We start from the raw sequence: 18,495 nt of genomic DNA on the forward strand, positions 1-18,495 counted from the left end.
CTAGCTCGCCCTTTCCACCATCGCCTCGACCGCGCTGACCAGCAGGTCCAGATCCTGCGGGCGCGACAGCCGGTGGTCGCCGTCCGGCACGAGCGACAGCGTCACGTCGTCCGCCGGTATCAGGCTGGCGAGTTTGAGCGCATGGCTCGACGGCACGTCGGCATCGGCGAGCCCCTGCAGGATATGAACCGGGCAATGCGTGTCGATCGGGCCGGTCATGACCAGATTGGCGCGGCCATCCTCGATCAGCGCGCGCGTGTAGATATAAGGCTCTGGCGAATAGTCGGACGGTTCCTCGAAATACCCTTTCTCGAGCAGGTCCTTGCGCTGGGCGTCGTTCAGTACCGGTTCGACCAGCTCGGCGGTGAAATCCGGGGCCGGCGCAAGCAGCACCAGCCCAGCCACGCGGTCGTCGCCGGCCCTGCGCAACTCCTGCATCATTCGCAGCGCGATCCAGGCGCCCATCGACGACGCCACCAGCACCTGCCTGCCTTCGCTGTAGTTCCGGAACACGGCAAGGCTCTGCCCGAGCCACTTCGAGATTGTGCCGTCCTTAAATGCGCCGGCCGATTCGCCATGGCCTGAATAATCGTGGCGCAGAAAGGCGCCGCCTCGATTGGCTGCCCAGCCAGCCAGCGCTTCGGCCTTGGTTCCCCGCATGTCGGATTTGTAGCCGCCGAGCCAGACGACGCCCGGTTGCGCGCCGCGCTGCGGCCGAACCGCGATGGCCGTCCCCTCGACATCGAAAAAGATCGGCTCGGCTGTTTCCATGAGGCCCTGTCCTTCGCACGCTGTCTTTTGGCACAGCCGGCGCAGGGACGGAAAGTGCCGGGCCAATTTCTTCTTTGGCGCAGAAGCTTTGCTGCAACAGGTGATTTATTGTCATCGCTGTGCTATTGACTCGCTGCCCATGCCAACCACATTGGCGCGTTCTGAACCCTTTACCCAAACGGCTCGAGGAGACCACGGCCATTCGCAGACCTTTTAAAGCAGCGGCGCCCACCAAGGATGGCCCGCGCGCAAACCGGGACATTCGTGTCCCCCGCGTCCAGCTCATTGACGCTGAAGGCAAAAATCACGGTGACATGTCCACCAGCGACGCATTGACGCTCGCCGAGGAAGCAGGACTCGACCTGGTCGAGATCTCTCCGAACGCGGTGCCGCCTGTCGTCAAGATTCTGGACCTGGGCAAGCTGAAATACGCCAACCAGAAGAAGGCGGCGGAAGCACGCAAGAACCAGAAGGTCATCGAGATCAAGGAGATCAAGATGCGCCCGAACATCGACAGCCACGACTACGAAGTGAAGATGCGTTCGGTGCGCCGGTTCTTCGAGGAAGGTGACAAGGTCAAGCTCACCTTGCGTTTCCGCGGCCGCGAAATGGCCCATATGGAGCTTGGCATGGAGCTTCTGAACAAGGTGCGCGAGGAAGTCGCGACCATCGCCAAGGTCGAGGCCGAGCCGAAGCTCGAAGGCCGCCAGATGATGATGGTGCTGGCGCCGCGCTGATTGACCCGGCGGATTTGGCCAGCGGATTTGGGAGAAGGCGCTTTCCATCTGGGGAAAGCGCCTTTTTCTCTCCTTAAAGGCAGCGTCTTTCAGCCTTCACCAACCGGAATGCTCGCATGAAACAGGAAGCCGTCGTACAGCCATCCGGAAAGGCGCTGAGCCGTTTCCAGTCGCTGCGCCGGCTAACGCTGGCCGTCCTCGTGGTGCTGTTGTTCGCGGCGCTGCTTTTCGGTCAATCCCTGTTTCCGCCGGAGACCATGATGCACGAAACCGTGGAGATGATCGGCGTGCTGCTGATCTTCCTCGGCATCATCGGACGTCTGTGGTCGACGCTTTACATCGGCGGCCGCAAGGCCGAAACGATCGTTACGGGCGGACCGTATTCGATGACGCGCAATCCGCTTTATCTGTTCTCGTCGATGGCCGCCGCCGGCGTCGGTGCCCAGATGGGTTCCATTGTCGCACTGATCGGCTTTGCGCTCTTGTGCGCCGTAGCCTTTCATTTTGTCATCCTGCGCGAGGAAAAGTTCCTGAAGCAGGCGCTTGGCGCACCCTATGAGGCCTACCTGCGCGCGGTGCCGCGCTTCTGGCCGGATTTCGCACTCTACCGCGAAGGCGAGACTGGCAGCTTCCGTCCAAAGCTTCTTCTCACGACGCTGCTCGACGGCCTCGTCTTCCTCGTCGCCATGCCGGTGTTCGAGATGATCGATGCCTGGCAGATTTCGGGGACGCTACCGGTGTTGTTCCGCATCCCTTAGACACCAGCAGGTGTTGCGCGCCGCGCTGCTTTGCAGTATAGGGCCGCGTTCCCAAAAAACCGCCCGGCAGGGCATGCCGTGGCGGTTTCATTTGCTTTTCGGACTTTGGTCGGTCTGAAAACAACAAAACGGAGGCGTCAAAGCCTCGATAGGAGAAGCAAAAATGCCCAAGATGAAGACCAAATCCGCTGCCAAGAAGCGGTTCAAGATCACGGCGACCGGTAAGGTCAAGTCGGCTGCCGCCGGCAAGCGTCATGGCATGATCAAGCGCAGCAACAAGTTCATTCGCGATGCCCGCGGAACGATGGTTCTGGCCGAACCGGATGGCAAGAAGATCATCAAGAACTTCCTGCCGAACGGCCTGTAAGCGCGCGATATAAGGAGATCATGACATGGCACGTGTAAAGAGAGGCGTCACCTCCCACGCCAAGCACAAGAAGGTCCTGAAAGCCGCCAAGGGTTTCTACGGCCGCCGCAAGAACACCATCCGCATCGCCAAGCAGGCGGTGGAAAAGTCGCTGCAGTACGCTTATCGCGACCGCAAGATCCGCAAGCGCAACTTCCGCGCCCTCTGGGTCCAGCGCATCAACGCCGCCGCTCGCGAGCACGGCCTGACTTATGCCCGTCTCATCGACGGCCTCAACAAGGCCGGGATCGAGATCGACCGCAAGGTGCTGTCCGACATGGCCATCCACGAGCCGCAGGCTTTCGCCGCTCTGGTTGGCAAGGCCAAGATTGCGCTCGAATATCTGAAGAACACCACGCCGAACGCTTTTGAAAGCGCTGTTGCCTGAGCATTTTCCAGCGGGTTGCGAAGCAATTCCCGCGTCGGATAAATGCACATAGGAAAGCCCGCCGCGCTTCCCAAGCATTCGCTTTTCTGATTTGGGAAACCCGCGCCGGCTAGGCTGGCGCGGGTTTTTCTTTGATCGCATGTAACCGAAATGGCGAAGCCCCAGCCAGATTGGCGGTTTTGCCCGATCCGAAAGAGTTTCGCCGTGAACGCCACCGCTGGAAACCTCGACGTTCTTGAGAGTTCGCTGCTTGCCGACATAGCCGCGGCCGCCGATGAAGCCGCCATCGAAACCGTGCGCGTTGCGGCGCTGGGCAAGAAGGGCGCCGTCACCGAACTCCTGAAGACACTCGGTCCTATGACCCCCGAGGAACGCCAGACCAAGGGCCCTGCCATCAATGGCTTGAAGACCCGCGTCACCGATGCGCTCGCGGCACGTAAGAGTGAACTGAAGGACGCCGCGATTACCCAACGGCTTGCGTTGGAAAAGGTCGACGTCACCCTGCCTGTGCGCCAGTCGCCGGCGGAGCGCGGCCGTATCCATCCGATCAGCCAGGTCATCGACGAGATCACCGCGATCTTCGGCGACATGGGCTTCGCCATAGCCGAGGGGCCGGATATCGAGACCGACCACTATAATTTCACCGCGCTGAACTTCCCGGAGGGGCATCCGGCGCGGGAAATGCACGATACGTTCTTCTTCAATCCGGCCGATAACGGCGAACGCAAGCTGTTGCGTACCCATACTTCGCCCGTGCAGATACGCACGATGGAGGCGCAGAAGCCGCCGATCCGCATCGTCATCCCCGGCAAGACCTACCGGCAGGATTCAGACGCCACCCATTCGCCGATGTTCCATCAGGTTGAGGGCCTGGTCATCGACAAGACTGCCAATGTCGCCAACATGAAGTGGGTGCTGGAGGAGTTCTGCAAGGCCTTCTTCGAGGTGCCATCGGTCAAGATGCGCTTTCGCCCGTCCTTCTTCCCCTTCACCGAGCCGAGCCTGGAGGTCGACATCCAGTGCGACCGCTCGCGCCCCGGCGAGGTGCGCTTCGGCGAAGGCAGCGACTGGATGGAAATCCTCGGCTGCGGCATGGTGCATCCGAACGTCATCCGCCATGGCGGCCTCGACCCGGACGAGTATCAGGGTTTCGCCTGGGGCATGGGCATCGACCGGATCGCCATGCTGAAATACGGCATGCCGGATCTGCGCGCGTTCTTCGACGCCGATGTGCGCTGGTTGCAGCATTACGGCTTCCGCCCACTCGACATGCCGACCCTGTTTGGAGGTCTGAGTTCGTGAACGCAACGCACACCGGCGGCTGCCGCTGCGGCGCGGTCCGGTTCGAGGCATCCGCCGAACCGACGCATGTCAGCTATTGCCATTGTTCTGACTGCCGCCGGGCGTCCGGCGCGCCGGTCTCTGCCTTTGTCGGCTTCAAGGCCGATCAGGTGGCCATTGATGGCAGCGTGCTCAAAACGTTCGAGAACGGTGCTGTGACGCGTTCGTTCTGCGGCAATTGCGGTTCGCCCATCGCCTATGTCGATGCGCGGCTCGAGAACCAGATCTATTTCATGCTCGGCGTCTTCGACATGCCGGCCTATTTCAGGCCGACGCACCATTCCTATGTACGCGAGCAGCTTCCTTTTCTTCACATGCCGGACAGCCTGCCAAGGCACCTCAAGAGCAGCGTCCAACGACCCGATGGGGCATACCAATGAAGTTCACCCTTTCCTGGCTGAAGGATCATCTCGATACCGACGCGTCGCTCGAAGAGATCGTCGAACGGCTGACCTCGATCGGCCTCGAAGTCGAGCATGTCGACGACAAGGCGGCGCTGAAGCCATTCGTTATCGCCAGGGTCGTCAGCGCCGTCCAGCATCCGGACGCCGACCGCCTGCGCGTGCTGACGGTCGACACCGGCTCAGGCAATCCCATCCAGGTGGTCTGCGGCGCGCCGAACGCAAGGGCCGGTATGATCGGCGCATTCGCCGCGCCCGGCACCTATGTTCCCGGCATCGATGTGACGCTTGCCGTCGGCAAGATCCGTGGCGTCGAGAGCCACGGCATGATGTGCTCCGAGCGCGAGCTGGAACTCTCCGACGACCACAACGGCATCATCGACTTGCCGGACGATGCGCCGGTCGGCACCAGCTTCGCTACCTATGCGCATCTGGACGACCCGGTCATCGAGATCAATCTGACGCCGAATCGCCCGGATGCCACCGGCGTCTACGGCATCGCCCGCGACCTCGCCGCCAGCGGCCTCGGCACGCTGAAGACGCCGCCGGTGGAACCAGTACCCGGCAAGGGCGCATGTCCGGTCAAGGTGGAGATCGCCGCGTCCGAGCTTTGCCCCGGCTTCGCACTTCGGCTGGTGCGCGCCGTCAAGAACGGCGCGTCGCCGAAATGGCTGCAGCAGCGGCTCATCGCCATCGGACTGCGCCCGATAAACGCGCTGGTCGATATCACCAACTACGTCACCTTCGACCGCGGTCGGCCGCTGCATGTCTTCGACGCCGCCAAGGTCGCGGGCAACCTTGTCGTGCGCCGGGCGCGAGATGGCGAAAAAGTTTTGGCGCTGGATGGCCGCGAATACACGCTGACGCCGGATATGTGCGTCATCGCCGATAATAACGGCGTCGAATCCATCGCCGGAATCATGGGCGGCGAGCATTCGGGCTGTGATGAGAACACCACCGACGTGCTGATCGAATCGGCGCTGTGGGAACCGCTCAACATCGCCCGCACCGGCCGCACCCTCGGCATCATCACCGATGCGCGCTACCGGTTCGAACGGGGTGTCGACCCTGAGTTCATGGTTCCCGGCCTGGAATTGGCGACGAAGCTCGTGCTCGATCTCTGCGGCGGCGAACCGACCGAGAGTGAAGTCGTCGGCTACGCCGGCCACAAGTCGAAAATCGTGTCCTTCCCGCTGTCGGAGGTCAAACGCCTGACCGGGCTCGATGTGCCCAAGGCCGAAAGCCTCGACATCCTCACGCGGCTCGGCTTCGGCCCCAAGGGCGGCGGCGACCGCGTCGACGTTACAGTCCCTTCCTGGCGCCCGGATGTCGACGGCAAGGCCGATCTGGTCGAAGAGATCATGCGCATCCACGGCGTCGACGAGATCGCGTCGCAGCCTCTCGCCAGCCACGATGCGGTCAACGCCAAGATACTCACCGTGCTGCAGATCCGCACCCGCGCCGCCAAGCGCGCGCTGGCTGTGCGCGGCATGATGGAGGCTGTCACCTGGTCGTTCATTCCGGCGAGGCACGCCGAACTTTTCGGCGGCGGCCAGCCGGCGCTCAAGCTCGCCAATCCAATCGCCGCCGACATGTCGGATATGCGGCCTTCGTTGCTGCCGGGGCTAGTATCCGCCGCGCAGCGCAATGCCGACCGCGGCTTCGGTGACGTGGCCCTGTTCGAGGTTTCCGGAACGTATGAAGGCGACGTGCCCGATGCGCAGCGCCGTGTGGCCGCAGGCGTGCGCCGTGGCACTGCCGGCCTTCAGGGATCGGGGCGGGACTGGTCCGGCAATGCCGCGCCGGTCGGCGTGTTTGACGCCAAGGCCGATGCGCTCGCCGTGCTCGAAGCCTGCGGTGCGCCGGTCGATCGGCTGCAGATCGAGGCCGGCGGTCCTGCCTGGTATCATCCCGGCCGCTCCGGCACCATCAAGCTCGGGCCAAAGGTGGTACTCGGCACCTTCGGCGAGTTCCATCCGAAGACCCTCGAAACGCTGGACGTCTCAGGCCCGCTCTGCGGCTTCGAAGTGTTCGTCGATGCTATCCCTGAGCCGAAGATGAAGGCAACGCGCACCAAGCCGAAACTGGAGTTGTCCGCCTTCCAGGCAGTCAAGCGCGATTTCGCCTTCGTCGTGGACCGGGCCGTCGAGACGGGTACGCTAACCCGCGCCGCACTCTCCGCCGACAAGAAGCTGATCACCGGAGTCTCCGTCTTCGACATCTTCGAAGGGGCATCGCTTGGCGAGGGCAAGAAATCCGTCGCCATCGAAGTGTCGATCCAGCCGGCTGAAAAGACCCTGAACGACGAGGATTTCGAAGCGCTGGCCAAGCGGATCGTCGACAGCGTTGGCAAACAAACCGGCGGCGTGCTGCGGGGCTGATGCTGAACGGCTAAACAGCCTTACGCATCGGAAGGCCCGCCTCGCGGCAGCTGCATTGGCTTTTTCCTCCAATTCAGGCAAGTCTTCGCCTGAGCATATTGTAGGAGAAATTGCATGTTTCGTTGGGGTGTCCTTTCGACGGCCAAGATTGGTCGCGAGCAGCTTTTGCCGGCCATTGCCAGCGCGGAAAACGGGGTGCTTTCCGGCATAGCCAGCCGCGACAAGGCGAGGGCGCGCGCCCTCGCCGACCGTTTCGGCGCCCAGCTCGCTTTCGGCTCCTATGAGGAATTGCTGGCGTCGCCGGATATTGACGGCGTGTATATCCCTTTGCCGACCTCGCAGCATGTCGAATGGACCGCCAAGGCCATCGAGGCTGGCAAGCATGTGCTGGTCGAGAAGCCTCTGGCGCTGAAGGCCGAGGAGATTGAGCCGCTGATCGCGCTGCGCGACAGGCGGGCTGCTTCGGGACAGAAGGTGCAGGTCTGCGAAGCCTTCATGGTCATCTACCATCCGCAATGGATCAAGGTGCGCGAACTGGTGGCGTCCGGCGCCATCGGGCGTCTGCGCCATGTGCAGGGCGCGTTCACCTATTACAATGTCGATCCGCAGAACATGCGCAACAAGCCCGAACTCGGTGGTGGCGCGCTGCCCGACATCGGCGTCTACCCGACGGTTTCCACGCGCTTTGTCACCGGCAAGGAGCCGAACCGCGTGCAGGCGACCGTGGAGCGCGGCGCTTTCGGCACCGATTCCTATTCATCCATCCGCGCCGACTTCGGCGATTTCGAATTGTCGTTCTATCTGTCGACCGAAATGGCCGCGCGCCAGACCATGGTCTTCCACGGCGACAAGGGGTTCATCGAGGTCGCGTCGCCCTTCAATGCCGGGCTCTACGACCATCACCGCATCGAACTGCACAGCCAGAACCATGCCGAGACGCAGGTCTTCCGCTTCCCCGGCACCGAGCAGTACAGGCTCGAGGTCGAGACCTTCGCGCGGGCGGCGCAGGGCGGTGGCGACAGGGTGTTCACGCTGGAGGAATCGGTGCTCAACCAGAAGGTCATCGACGCGATATTCCGTGCCGGCGGCAAGGATGGCTGGGAGACGGTCTAGCCTTCAATCACGTCAAAGTTTCCGGCTCTTGGGGGAGATAGCTGATGGCCAACGATGCCGATGTCATCATAGTCGGGGCCGGCCTCGCCGGACTGGTCGCAGCGGCGGAATTGGCCGAAGCCGGTCGGAAGGTCATCATCGTTGATCAGGAGCCGGAGCAGTCTCTGGGCGGGCAAGCGTTCTGGTCGCTGGGCGGCCTGTTCCTGGTCGATTCGCCTGAACAGCGGCGCATGCGCATCCGCGACTCGCATGAACTGGCGCTGTCGGACTGGCTCGGCACCGCCGCTTTCGACCGCGAGGAGGACCACTGGCCGCGTAAATGGGCCGAGGCCTATGTCGCCTTCGCTGCGGGCGAAAAGCGCTCATGGCTGATGCAGCGCGGCATGAAGTTCTTCCCCGTCGTCGGCTGGGCCGAGCGGGGCGGCGGCAACGCCACGGGACATGGCAATTCGGTGCCGCGCTTTCATATCACCTGGGGTACCGGACCGGGCGTGCTGGAGCCGTTCGTGCTGCGCGTTCGCGAGGCGGTGAAACAGGGGCTGGTCAGCTTCCGCTTTCGTCATCGCGTCGATGAACTGATCCGCACCGGATCGGCGGTCGAGGGCGTCAGCGGAACGGTGCTGGAGCCGAGCGGCGTCGGACGCGGCGAAAAAAGCTCCCGCGAAGTCGTCGGGGATTTCGAGATCAAGGCGCAGGCAGTCATCGTGACCTCCGGCGGCATCGGCGCGAACCATGAACTGGTTCGCAAGAACTGGCCTTCGCGTCTGGGACAGCCGCCGAAGCGGATGATCACGGGCGTACCGGATCATGTCGATGGGCGGATGCTTTCCATCGCCGAGACGGCCGGCGGCCGACTCATCAATCGTGATCGCATGTGGCACTATGTCGAGGGCATCAAAAACTGGGCGCCAATCTGGACCGGCCACGGCATCCGCATCCTGCCCGGGCCGTCGTCGCTTTGGCTCGATGCGCGCGGGCAGCGCATGCCGGTGCCGCTTTATCCCGGCTTCGACACGCTGGCGACGCTGGGCCACATCGCCAGCACCGGCTTCGACTATTCCTGGTTCATTCTCACCGAAAAGATCATCCGCAAGGAATTCGCCCTGTCCGGATCGGAACAGAATCCCGACCTGACCGGCAAGAGCTGGCGCCAGGTGCTCGGCCGCGCCACGTCGGGAATTCCCGCGCCGGTCAGAGCCTTCATGGACAAGGGCGAGGATTTCATCGTCGAGCGCGATCTGTCGGCGCTTGTGAAACGCATGAACGCACTGGCCGGCGGCGAGCCACTCCTGTCGCTAGAGGCGGTCGAGCGGGAAATCCATGCGCGCGACATGCAACTCGACAATCCGTTCTCGAAGGACATGCAGGTGACGGCGCTGCGTGGCGCCCGTGCCTATCTCGGCGACCGGCTGATCCGCACGGCCAAGCCGCACAAGATGCTCGATCCTGCGAACGGGCCATTGATTGCTGTCAGGCTTAACATCCTCACCCGCAAGACGCTGGGAGGGCTTGAAACCGATCTCGACAGCCGTGTTTTGGGGAGGGACGGCCAACCGGTGGCCGGACTCTATGCAGCAGGCGAGGTCGCGGGCTTCGGCGGCGGCGGCGTTCATGGCTATGCGGCGCTCGAAGGCACATTCCTCGGCGGCTGCATCTTTTCAGGCAGAATCGCCGGCCAGGCTGCGGCGCAAACAGTCGGCTAACCACCCGGCTGGAGCTGGCCTACAGCACTCCGCCGTCGACGATCAGCGTCTGCGCCGTCAGCATCAGCGATGCATCCGAGGCGAGGAACAGGCAGGGACCGACCATGTCGTCGGCGACCATCTCGCGTGGGATGGCCTGCCAGTCGACATGCTTCTTCAGGCTCTCTTCCGTCACCCACAGCGCGCGCTGCCGTTCCGTGATGACCCAGCCCGGCGCAATCGCGTTGACGCGGATGCCGTATTTTCCGTAACGCCCGGCCAGCCCCTTGGTCAGCCCGATGATGCCGGCCTTGGCCGCCGTGTAGGATGGCATGTCGCCGATGTTCAGCATGAAGGCGGTGGAGGTGAAATTGACGATGGAGCCGCGTCCGGTTTCCTTCATGCCGCCGACCACCGCCTAGGCTGCGAAGAATTGCGGTCGCAGATTGATGGCCTGGTTCGCATCCCAGAATTCTTCGGTAACCTCCTCGGCCGGATGGCGGCTGTCATTGGCGGCGTTGTTCACCAGCACGGTGACGGCGCCGTGCCGGGCGACAGCCTGGCCGACCGCGTCGCGCAACGCCCCGACATCGGTCAGGTCGGCGCGGAAATAAAGCGGGCGGTTGCCCGTGGCTTCGGCCAGCGTTTCGCACAACGCCGAGCTGGGTTCGTCGGCAATGTCGATGAAGGCGACCTTCGCGCCCTGCCTGACGAAGCCTTCCGTCAGCGCCGCGCCGATGCCGGAGCCGCCGCCGGTGATGAGCACGGAGGCGCCTTCGAGGTCGCTGAATCGAGCAGACGGCAGCATGGCGGTCACATTTCTCCGTAAGCCAGGCGCAGATTACACGGCGGCATGCCGGGGGTTGCGGAAGGAATCGCGCAGATAGGCAAGGGTAGCGTCGGCATCGGCCGGCTTGCCGAAAAGATAGCCTTGTCCGCCACGGCAACCGAACTCGATCAACCGTTGGGCCTGTGCCTCCTGCTCGATGCCTTCGGCCACAACGTCCATGCCAAGTCCTTCGCACATGGCGAGGATAGCGCGGATGATGTGTTCGGAGGGGCGGTCGTCGAGGATCGAGGACACAAAGGTGCGGTCGATCTTCAGCTTGTCGAAATGGAACTCGCGCAGCCGCCCCAGCGAGGACTGGCCGGTGCCGAAATCGTCGAGCGAGACGCGGATGCCGACGCGGCGCAGGTCCTCGAGGATTTTCTCCGCCGAGGCCGGATCGTTCATAAGGCCGGTTTCAGTGATCTCGATCTCCAGCCGCCGAGGGTCGAAGCCGCTGCGGTCGAGGATGGAAAGGATGTGCAGCCCTGTATTCTGGTCGACCAGTTGCGACGGCGACAGATTGAAAGCCAGAAACAGGTCTTTCGGCCAGCTTTTCGCGGCCTCGGTCGCCTTGCGCAGAACGAGTTGCGAAAGCGGGCCGATAATGCCGCGTTCTTCGGCGATGGGGATGAAGACCGCGGGCGAGACCACGCCAAGATCGCGGTCCGTCCAGCGTGCCAGCGTTTCGAAACCGATGGTGCGGCGCGTCTTCAGGTCGACGATGGGCTGGAAGTGGGGCTCCACCTCACCCGCGGAAATCGCCCGCCGCAGCGCCTGTTCGATGCGCGTGACCCGCTTGGCTGCTTCTTCCATCGACCTTGTGTAGACGAAGACCTGACCGCGGCCGGACCGTTTGGCATGGTAAAGCGCCGTCTCGGCCTTGTTGACGAGGATTTCCGTCGTTTCATCGCCCGAATAGAAGAGCGAACAGCCGACCGAGGCCGAAAGCCTGGCGGTGCGATCGCCGACATCGTAAGGCGCCGACAGGATTTCGATCAGCATCCGCGCCTTGTTCAGCACCGCGTCTTCGCTGAAGACCATCGGAAAGAGACAACCGAATTCATCGGCGCCGATGCGGCAAACCGCCGAATAACTGTCCATCGAGGCGCGCAACCGCATCGCGACCTGGGCAAGGATATCGTCGCCTGCCTTGTGGCCGAACAGGTCGTTGATCGGCTTGAAGCCATCGAGATCGAGGATGGCGACGGCGAAAGGCGCCGGGTCGTCGGAGCGGTCGTTGATGAGCCGCTCGATCTTGTCGTAGAACCGGCGATGGTTGCCAAGTCCCGTCAGCGAATCGGTGAGCACCAGATCCGTCGTTTCCTTGATTGTCTGCCCGGTGCCAAACGACGTTTGCATCGGCGTCCCTGTGTGCATTTCAGCATTTTTTCCGAAGCTGACAGAAAACTCTTTAGGAAAAGTATCGTAGCGCCCATTTTGCCAGCAAATCTCCTATGGTTGCCGCGGTTATCCTCCTGTGCGCCGGCGTTGAACGCAGCGGTTCAGGGCTTCTTATCCCTGCGTTCAAAACGTCTCGATTGGCAGAAGGCGGGCAAGACGGTACATGACGGCAGACCCGCCGTCCGGAGAACCCGCCCATGCCGCTGAAGATCGCCGTCCAGATGGACCATGTCTCAACCGTGAACATCGCCGGCGACACGACATTCGCGCTATCGCTCGAGGCGCAGCGGCGCGGCCATAAGCTCTTTCACTATACGCCCGACAGGCTTTCCCTGCGGGATGGCGAAGTCTTCGCTCGCGTCGAGGAAATGAGCGTGCGCGACGAGAAGGGCGCTCACTATTCGCTGGGCGAGCAGGTGCGCACCAACCTGGCCGAAATGGATGTGGTGCTGCTGCGCCAGGATCCGCCCTTCGACATGAACTACATCACCACCACCCACATTCTGGAACGCATTCACCCCGGAACGCTGGTGGTCAACGACCCGGCCTGGGTGCGCAACAGCCCCGAGAAGATTTTCGTCACCGAATTTGCCGACTTGATGCCGGAAACGCTGATCACCAAGGATGTTCGGGAGGTCGCGGATTTCCGCAAGCAGTTCGGCGACATCATCGTCAAACCGCTCTACGGCAATGGGGGCGCCGGCATCTTCCATCTGCATGAAGTCGACCGCAACCTTGCCTCGCTGCTCGAAATGTTCGCACAAATGTTCCGCGAGCCCTTCATCGTCCAGCGCTACCTCAAGGACGTCCGTAAGGGCGACAAGCGCATCATCCTGATCGACGGCGAGCCGGTCGGCGCCATCAACCGGGTCCCGGCCGAGCATGATTCGCGCTCCAACATGCATGTCGGCGGCCGCGCCGAGAAAACCGAACTGACGAAACGCGAACGCGAGATCTGCGAGCGCATCGGCCCTTCGCTGAAGGAGCGCGGGTTCATTCTCGTCGGCATCGATGTCATCGGCGACTATATGACCGAGATCAACGTAACCTCGCCGACGGGCGTGCGCGAGGTGAAGCGTTTCGGCGGCGCCGATATCGCCGCGCTCTTCTGGGACGCGGTCGAAGCCAAGCGCTGACGGCAGCACGGCGCGTTCCTTCGAAGGGTCTGTCGAAACGAGACCACCCGGTCAGTTCTAGGCGGGTCGAACTGCAGTGTTCTCGCGCTGCCATTTCGGCTGTGGGACGGCCTGCAGAAGTTTCCGCGTGTAGGCATGCCGCGGCGAGGCGAACAGCGCTTCCGTTTGGTTTTCCTCGACCACCTTGCCCTGCTGCATCACCAGGATGCGGTCGGCGAACTGGCGGACAATGGGCAGGTCGTGGGTGATGAAGATGTAGGACAGGCCGAGCCGCTGGCGAAGATCGGCCAGCAGCCCGATCACCTGCATCTGGATCGATACGTCGAGCGCCGAGACGGCCTCGTCGCAGACGATCAGCTCCGGCTCGCTGGCAAGCGCGCGGGCGATGGCGATGCGCTGCCGCTGGCCGCCGGAAAACTGGTGCGGATGGCGCTCGGCATGCTCGGCCTTGAGCCCCACCAGTTCCAGAAGCTCAATCACCCTGTCATTCCATTGCGGCCGCGGCAGGATGTCTCGATGGATCGCCCAGGGTTCGGAAATGATGGAGCGGACGTTCATGCGCGGGTTCATCGAGCCGAATGGGTCCTGGAACACCATCTGCACCCGACGCCGGAACCGGTTGAGCGCTGCGCCTTCCAGTGTGAAGATGTCCTCGCCGGCGAAGATGGCGCGACCGGAGGTCGGCTCGTTGAGACGCAGCAGCATCCGCGCGATGCTCGACTTGCCGGAACCGGATTCGCCGACGATCCCCAAGGTCTCGCCGCGCTGGACGGCAAAACTGACATCGTCGACGGCCCGGAACTCGCGCTTGGCTGAAAACAGGCCGGATTTGAGCGCATAGTGCTTGCTCAGATGTTCCACCCGCAGAAGCGTTTCATTCTGCCGGCCGGCCGGGCGCGGAGTGTCCCTGGACTGCTCGTGCGGCAGGGCCGCGATCAGCCGCCGGGTATAGGCATGCTCGGGCCGCTTGAACACGTCCTCGGCCTTGCCGGCCTCGACGATCCTGCCGGCATTCATGACGATTATGCGATCCGCCATGGCGGCCGCCACCTGCAAATCATGGGTGATCATGATCAGCGCCATGCCGGTTTCCTGCTGCAGATCGCGCAGCAGATCGAGGATTTGCGCCTGCACGCTGACATCGAGGGCGGTGGTCGGCTCGTCGGCGATCAGGATGTCGGGCTTGAGCGCGATCGCCATGGCGATCATCACACGCTGCCTTTGTCCGCCGGAAAACTGATGCGGATAATAGTCGATCCGATTTTCCGCTTCAGGAATGCCGACGCGCTCGAGCAGCGCGATCACCTTGTCCCGAACCGCGCGTCCTTCGCCGGCTTCGTGGCTCTCGAAGACCTCGGCGATCTGCCGCCCGACCGTGTAGACGGGGTTGAGATAGGCCAGCGGGTCCTGGAAGATCATGGCGATGCGCCGCCCATTCAGTTCCCGGCGGCCGTTCTCGTCCAGTTGCGTCAGGTCGGTTCCGTCGAACATGAAGGAACCCGAGACGATGTCGCCGGGCGGGCAGTCGATCAGTCCCATGACCGTGCCGGTGCTGACGCTTTTGCCCGAACCGCTTTCGCCAAGGATGACGAGCGTTTCGCCAGGGCAGACGTTGAACGACACGTCGTCCACCGCGCGAACGGGATCGCCTTCCGACAGGAAATCCACCGTCAGCCCGTCGATCGTCAGGATGGGTTTGCCTGCCGCCATCATCGCGCGGTCTTTCTCAAGGATTGCAGCCGCCAGCGTTGCTGTGGGTCGGCCACGGTTCGCGCCCAGCTGGACAGGATGTTCAGGGACAGGGTGGTGAGGAGGATGGCCAGGCCCGGCCAGAACGCGATCCACCAGGCCGTCGCCAGGTAACCGCGGCCGTTGGCGACCATGGCGCCCCAGGTGAAGTCCGGCGGCTGGATGCCGAGACCGAGGAAACTCAGTGCGGATTCCGTCAGGATCACGGTTGCGAAGTCGATCGCGGCGATGGTCACCAGCGTCGGCAGTGCCAGCGGCGCGATGTGCCGCAACAGGATTCTCGTCGAACTCGCACCCATCGACCTGGCGGCGCTGACGAACATGCGCTCGCGCAGTTCCAGCACCTCGGCGCGCGCCGTCCTGATGAAGATAGGCATGCGCGTGATGGCCAGCACGATGATGAGATTGAGCATGCTGGGGCCGAGCGTATAGAGGACGATCAGCGCCAGGAGCAGCGAGGGAAAGCTCATGATCACGTCCGCCAGCCGCTGGATGACATGGCTGTACCAGCGCTCGGAATAGCCGGCGATGAGGCCGAGCGTGCCGCCGACGATCATCGAGCAGAGAACGGCGGCGGCGGCGATGGTCAGCGTCTTTTGCGCGCCGACGATGAGCCTGGCCAGGATCGGCCGTCCCAGCGTGTCCGCTCCCAGTACGTAGAGCCAGCCCTGTTGCACCGAAAAGGGCGGCAGGTTGCGTTGGCGCAGACCGAGCTTGGCGGCCTGTTCGCCGACCAGCAGCGGCCCGAGCAGGACACAGAGCAGCAGCAGCGCCAGGAACAGCGCCGCGACCAGGGCAAGCTTGTCGCGGCTGAGGTAGATCGCCAGCTGCCGCAGGTTCCCCGGCGACTTCCGCGATGGCAAGGTCAGATCGGTCATCGTCGCGCTCTCCCGGCCTAGTAGCGGATGCGTGGATCGAGACCGACATAGAGCAGGTCGATCGCGATATTGACGATGAAGATGGCGATTGCGGTCACCAGGATCGTCGACTGGACCACGGCGAAGTCGCGCTGGATGATCGAGTCGATCATCAGCTTGCCGATGCCCGGCCAGCCGAAAATGGTCTCGACGACCACGGCTCCGTTGATCAGCCCGGTGGTGAGATCGCCCGCCACCGTGACGACCGGCAGCAGCGAGTTCCTCAGCGCATGGCCGAAGATGATCTTGCGCCGCTTCATGCCCTTGGCATGGGCGGTCTTGATGTAGGGCGATGCCAGCGCCGAGATCATGGTGCCGCGCACGACCTGCACCAGCAATCCGAACGGACGCAGCATCAGGACGAAGACCGGCATGATCCAGTGAAGGATGCTTCCCGTGCCTGAAGTCGGCAGGAGACCCAGGCCCACCGCGAAGACGAGGATGCCGACGATGGCGATCCAGAAATCCGGCGTGCTGGCGCCTGCCAGCGAGACCAGGCCGGCGATGCGATCGAACAGGCTGCCGGGGCGGGCGGCGGCGAGGGCGCCGACGAGAATGGCCAGCAGGATCGACAGGGTCATGGCCACGACCGCAAGCTTGAGCGTCTGCGGAAAGGCCTCCAGCGCCACGTCGATGGCCGAGCGGTGTTGCCGCAGCGACTCGCCGAAATCGAACGACAGCAGGTCGCGGAGATACTGGAAGAACTGCACGTAAAGGGGCTGGTCCAGCCCGTTCAGCCGCGCGAAGGCTTCGCGGGCCTCGACGCTGGAATCCAGAGGAAGGTAGAGCGCCGACGGATCACCGGTCAAACGGGTGAGGAAGAAGACGAGCGTCAACAGGCCGATCACGGAAAGGATGCTGTGATATGCCCGCCGCCCGATATAGCCGAGCATCATGCGGAGCCTCTGAATTCGCTTTAAGGTCAGGCGAAGCGCGGAAGGTCATCCCGCGCTTCGCCCTTGTTGCGGTCGCTCAGTTCTTGAGGCCGATATTGGCCAGCGGGATTTCGCTGTTGGTCGTGATGTCCGGCTTCCAGTCCAGGCGCTTGCCGACGCGGGTGTAGCCGATCATATGGAACATGGGGATGTCGGTCACCACATCGTTGCGCACCTTGTCGAAGATGGCCTTGAAGTTCGCCGTGCGAGCCTCCCCGGTGGAGGCCATCGCCTCGGCGACCTGCTTGTCGAGCGCAGGATCGCTGACGGTCGAATAGCTGCCGTTCGAGGTGTAGAAGATCGGGATGGTAAAGGCGGCGTCGCCCTTGTTGTTGTCGTGCATCATCTGCAGGAGGTTCGGACCGCGGCCTTCCGGGAATGGCTTCTGCAGGAAACGCAGCCAGTCGTTCACGTCGAGCATGGTCAGCTTCACGTTCAGCCCGACATCCTGCCACATGGCCATCATGGCTTCCATGGCTTCGGCGCCGTTCGGGTAGATGCCGTTGCGGCCGATGAGTTCGATCTCCGTATCGACCGGCACGCCGGCGGCCTTGGCCTCGGCAATCAGCGCGCGCGCCTTCTCGGCGTCGTACGGCCATGGCTCCAGCTTGTCGTCGTGGCCGTTGATTCCGGGGACCGACATCTGCGAGGCGCGCTTGGCGTCGGCGCCAAACAATTGCCCCAGGCCTTCCCAGTCGATGGCGAGGTTCAGGGCCTTGCGGATGCGAACATCGTCCAGTGGCGCAAAGCCGGCGTCGATACGAATCGCCGTCGTCTCGGAGTTCAGATAGGCGAAATCCGTCTCCGGATTGCTGGCGTCCTGTGCGGCGATGGAAGGCGTGAGGTCAGCTTCGCCGGTCTCGACCATGGCGGCGCGGATGGACGATTCCGGACGCCAGACATAGCTCGCCTTGGTGATGGCCGGCTTCTTGCCCCAATAGCCGTCGAACGCGTCGATCACGACGGTCTGCGGCGTGAAGCTGGAAAGCTTGAACGGCCCGGTTCCGACCGGATCGTTGACCGCCTTGTCCACCGGCGTGTTCGGCGAGACGATCATGACGACGCTGAGCAGGGTAGGCAGGATGGGCTGCGGCTTGTCCGACTTGATCTCGACCGTCAGATCATCGATCGCCTTGACCGTCAGCTTGGCGTCGCCGAACTTGGCGATGTTGCTGCAGGTCAGCTTGCCGCCGGTCATGCGCTCGATGGAGAACTTCACCGCCTCGGCGTTGAACGGCGCGCCGTCCTGGAATTTCACCCCTTCGCGCAGCTTGAGCGTCCAGGTGTTCGGATCCGTCTGCTTCCACTCCGTCGCCAGGCTTGGCTTCGGCTGGCCGGACGCCGCGTCGATGACGGTCAGCGGCTCGACCACGTTGCGGCTGAGGATCTGGCCGACATTGGTGATGATGGTGCCGCAGGGCTCCAGGTTCGCCGGCTGTTCCGGCAGCACGATGCGGACCTCGGTTGCGTTCTGCGCCATGGCCGAGCCGGCCCAGCCGGCTGCGAGCAGGGCACCTGCCATGATTCGAATACTTGCACTTCCCATTGCA

The 18,495-nt window shown here is 63.1% G+C and carries 16 protein-coding genes and 1 pseudogene; 10 read left to right on the forward strand and 7 right to left on the reverse strand.

Annotation, left to right across the window (positions count from 1 at the left end; all coding sequences use genetic code 11):
* Nucleotides 1-771, reverse strand: coding sequence for an alpha/beta hydrolase (locus ASD44_RS15595; RefSeq protein WP_056113923.1), 771 nt, complete (start codon nucleotides 769-771; stop codon nucleotides 1-3).
* 200 nt (nucleotides 772-971) lie between these two features.
* On the opposite strand from ASD44_RS15595, the gene infC reads away from it, so the two are divergent.
* The 9 genes from infC (at nucleotide 972) to ASD44_RS15640 (ending at nucleotide 9,999) form a co-directional block, all read left to right on the forward strand.
* Entirely contained in the window at nucleotides 972-1,508 is a 537-nt protein-coding gene (gene infC, locus ASD44_RS15600; RefSeq protein ID WP_082542576.1) for a translation initiation factor IF-3, read from the forward strand.
* A 116-nt stretch (nucleotides 1,509-1,624) separates the two neighbouring features.
* Complete coding sequence (locus ASD44_RS15605) at nucleotides 1,625-2,266, forward strand: isoprenylcysteine carboxylmethyltransferase family protein (protein WP_056113926.1); 642 nt, start codon at nucleotides 1,625-1,627, stop codon at nucleotides 2,264-2,266.
* 163 nt (nucleotides 2,267-2,429) lie between these two features.
* Nucleotides 2,430-2,633: a 50S ribosomal protein L35 gene (rpmI, locus tag ASD44_RS15610; protein ID WP_056113929.1), complete on the forward strand. Its 204-nt coding sequence runs from the start codon at nucleotides 2,430-2,432 to the stop codon at nucleotides 2,631-2,633.
* A gap of 25 nt (nucleotides 2,634-2,658) precedes the next feature.
* Nucleotides 2,659-3,060 (forward strand): 50S ribosomal protein L20, encoded by a 402-nt coding sequence (gene rplT / locus ASD44_RS15615; RefSeq protein WP_056113932.1) that lies wholly within the window; start codon nucleotides 2,659-2,661, stop codon nucleotides 3,058-3,060.
* 204 nt (nucleotides 3,061-3,264) lie between these two features.
* Complete coding sequence (pheS, locus tag ASD44_RS15620) at nucleotides 3,265-4,362, forward strand: phenylalanine--tRNA ligase subunit alpha (RefSeq protein ID WP_056113935.1); 1,098 nt, start codon at nucleotides 3,265-3,267, stop codon at nucleotides 4,360-4,362.
* Nucleotides 4,359-4,781, forward strand: a complete 423-nt coding sequence (locus ASD44_RS15625; protein WP_056113939.1) for a GFA family protein — start codon at nucleotides 4,359-4,361, stop codon at nucleotides 4,779-4,781. The genes pheS and ASD44_RS15625 overlap by 4 nt, the downstream gene beginning before the upstream one ends.
* Entirely contained in the window at nucleotides 4,778-7,183 is a 2,406-nt protein-coding gene (pheT, locus tag ASD44_RS15630) for a phenylalanine--tRNA ligase subunit beta (protein WP_056113942.1), read from the forward strand. The genes ASD44_RS15625 and pheT overlap by 4 nt, the downstream gene beginning before the upstream one ends.
* Before the next feature lie 114 nt (nucleotides 7,184-7,297).
* Nucleotides 7,298-8,296 carry a Gfo/Idh/MocA family oxidoreductase gene (locus ASD44_RS15635; RefSeq protein WP_056113945.1) on the forward strand — a complete coding sequence of 333 codons (999 nt, stop codon included), beginning with the start codon at nucleotides 7,298-7,300 and terminating at the stop codon, nucleotides 8,294-8,296.
* 44 nt (nucleotides 8,297-8,340) lie between these two features.
* Complete coding sequence (locus tag ASD44_RS15640; RefSeq protein ID WP_056113948.1) at nucleotides 8,341-9,999, forward strand: FAD-binding dehydrogenase; 1,659 nt, start codon at nucleotides 8,341-8,343, stop codon at nucleotides 9,997-9,999.
* A 19-nt stretch (nucleotides 10,000-10,018) separates the two neighbouring features.
* Here the strand turns inward: ASD44_RS15640 and ASD44_RS15645 are convergent.
* A pseudogene (locus ASD44_RS15645) lies at nucleotides 10,019-10,786 on the reverse strand (SDR family oxidoreductase).
* A 33-nt stretch (nucleotides 10,787-10,819) separates the two neighbouring features.
* A complete protein-coding gene (locus ASD44_RS15650; protein WP_056113950.1) occupies nucleotides 10,820-12,166 on the reverse strand; it encodes an EAL domain-containing protein in 1,347 nt (448 codons plus the stop codon).
* A gap of 239 nt (nucleotides 12,167-12,405) precedes the next feature.
* Here ASD44_RS15650 and gshB point away from each other — a divergent pair, with 239 nt between their 5' ends.
* Nucleotides 12,406-13,344, forward strand: a complete 939-nt coding sequence (gene gshB / locus ASD44_RS15655; protein ID WP_056113952.1) for a glutathione synthase — start codon at nucleotides 12,406-12,408, stop codon at nucleotides 13,342-13,344.
* 57 nt (nucleotides 13,345-13,401) lie between these two features.
* Here gshB and ASD44_RS15660 read toward each other — a convergent pair whose 3' ends face one another.
* From ASD44_RS15660 to ASD44_RS15675, 4 genes are all read right to left on the reverse strand, one after another.
* The gene (locus tag ASD44_RS15660) at nucleotides 13,402-15,057 is read right to left on the reverse strand and encodes an ABC transporter ATP-binding protein (RefSeq protein WP_056113955.1); all 1,656 of its coding nucleotides are present in this window, start codon (nucleotides 15,055-15,057) and stop codon (nucleotides 13,402-13,404) included.
* Complete coding sequence (locus ASD44_RS15665; protein WP_056113957.1) at nucleotides 15,054-15,971, reverse strand: ABC transporter permease; 918 nt, start codon at nucleotides 15,969-15,971, stop codon at nucleotides 15,054-15,056. The genes ASD44_RS15660 and ASD44_RS15665 overlap by 4 nt, the downstream gene beginning before the upstream one ends.
* Nucleotides 15,972-15,988: 17 nt before the next feature.
* On the reverse strand, nucleotides 15,989-16,903 hold the full coding sequence (locus tag ASD44_RS15670; RefSeq protein ID WP_056116331.1) for an ABC transporter permease: 915 nt from the start codon (nucleotides 16,901-16,903) through the stop codon (nucleotides 15,989-15,991).
* 79 nt (nucleotides 16,904-16,982) lie between these two features.
* Complete coding sequence (locus ASD44_RS15675; protein ID WP_082542499.1) at nucleotides 16,983-18,491, reverse strand: ABC transporter substrate-binding protein; 1,509 nt, start codon at nucleotides 18,489-18,491, stop codon at nucleotides 16,983-16,985.
* Nucleotides 18,492-18,495 lie beyond the last annotated feature (4 nt).

Source organism: Mesorhizobium sp. Root554 (assembly GCF_001427025.1).
GTDB lineage: Bacteria > Pseudomonadota > Alphaproteobacteria > Rhizobiales > Rhizobiaceae > Mesorhizobium.

Bases quoted from the DNA above. Each gene is read 5' to 3' on its own strand.
- ASD44_RS15595 (WP_056113923.1), bottom strand. From the start codon at position 771: ATGGAAACAGCCGAGCCGATCTTTTTCGATGTCGAGGGGACGGCCATC.
- ASD44_RS15605 (WP_056113926.1), top strand. From the start codon at position 1,625: ATGAAACAGGAAGCCGTCGTACAGCCATCCGGAAAGGCGCTGAGCCGT.
- rpmI (WP_056113929.1), top strand. From the start codon at position 2,430: ATGCCCAAGATGAAGACCAAATCCGCTGCCAAGAAGCGGTTCAAGATC.
- rplT (WP_056113932.1), top strand. From the start codon at position 2,659: ATGGCACGTGTAAAGAGAGGCGTCACCTCCCACGCCAAGCACAAGAAG.
- pheT (WP_056113942.1), top strand. From the start codon at position 4,778: ATGAAGTTCACCCTTTCCTGGCTGAAGGATCATCTCGATACCGACGCG.
- ASD44_RS15635 (WP_056113945.1), top strand. From the start codon at position 7,298: ATGTTTCGTTGGGGTGTCCTTTCGACGGCCAAGATTGGTCGCGAGCAG.
- ASD44_RS15640 (WP_056113948.1), top strand. From the start codon at position 8,341: ATGGCCAACGATGCCGATGTCATCATAGTCGGGGCCGGCCTCGCCGGA.
- ASD44_RS15650 (WP_056113950.1), bottom strand. From the start codon at position 12,166: ATGCAAACGTCGTTTGGCACCGGGCAGACAATCAAGGAAACGACGGAT.
- gshB (WP_056113952.1), top strand. From the start codon at position 12,406: ATGCCGCTGAAGATCGCCGTCCAGATGGACCATGTCTCAACCGTGAAC.
- ASD44_RS15660 (WP_056113955.1), bottom strand. From the start codon at position 15,057: ATGATGGCGGCAGGCAAACCCATCCTGACGATCGACGGGCTGACGGTG.
- ASD44_RS15665 (WP_056113957.1), bottom strand. From the start codon at position 15,971: ATGACCGATCTGACCTTGCCATCGCGGAAGTCGCCGGGGAACCTGCGG.
- ASD44_RS15670 (WP_056116331.1), bottom strand. From the start codon at position 16,903: ATGCTCGGCTATATCGGGCGGCGGGCATATCACAGCATCCTTTCCGTG.
- ASD44_RS15675 (WP_082542499.1), bottom strand. From the start codon at position 18,491: ATGGGAAGTGCAAGTATTCGAATCATGGCAGGTGCCCTGCTCGCAGCC.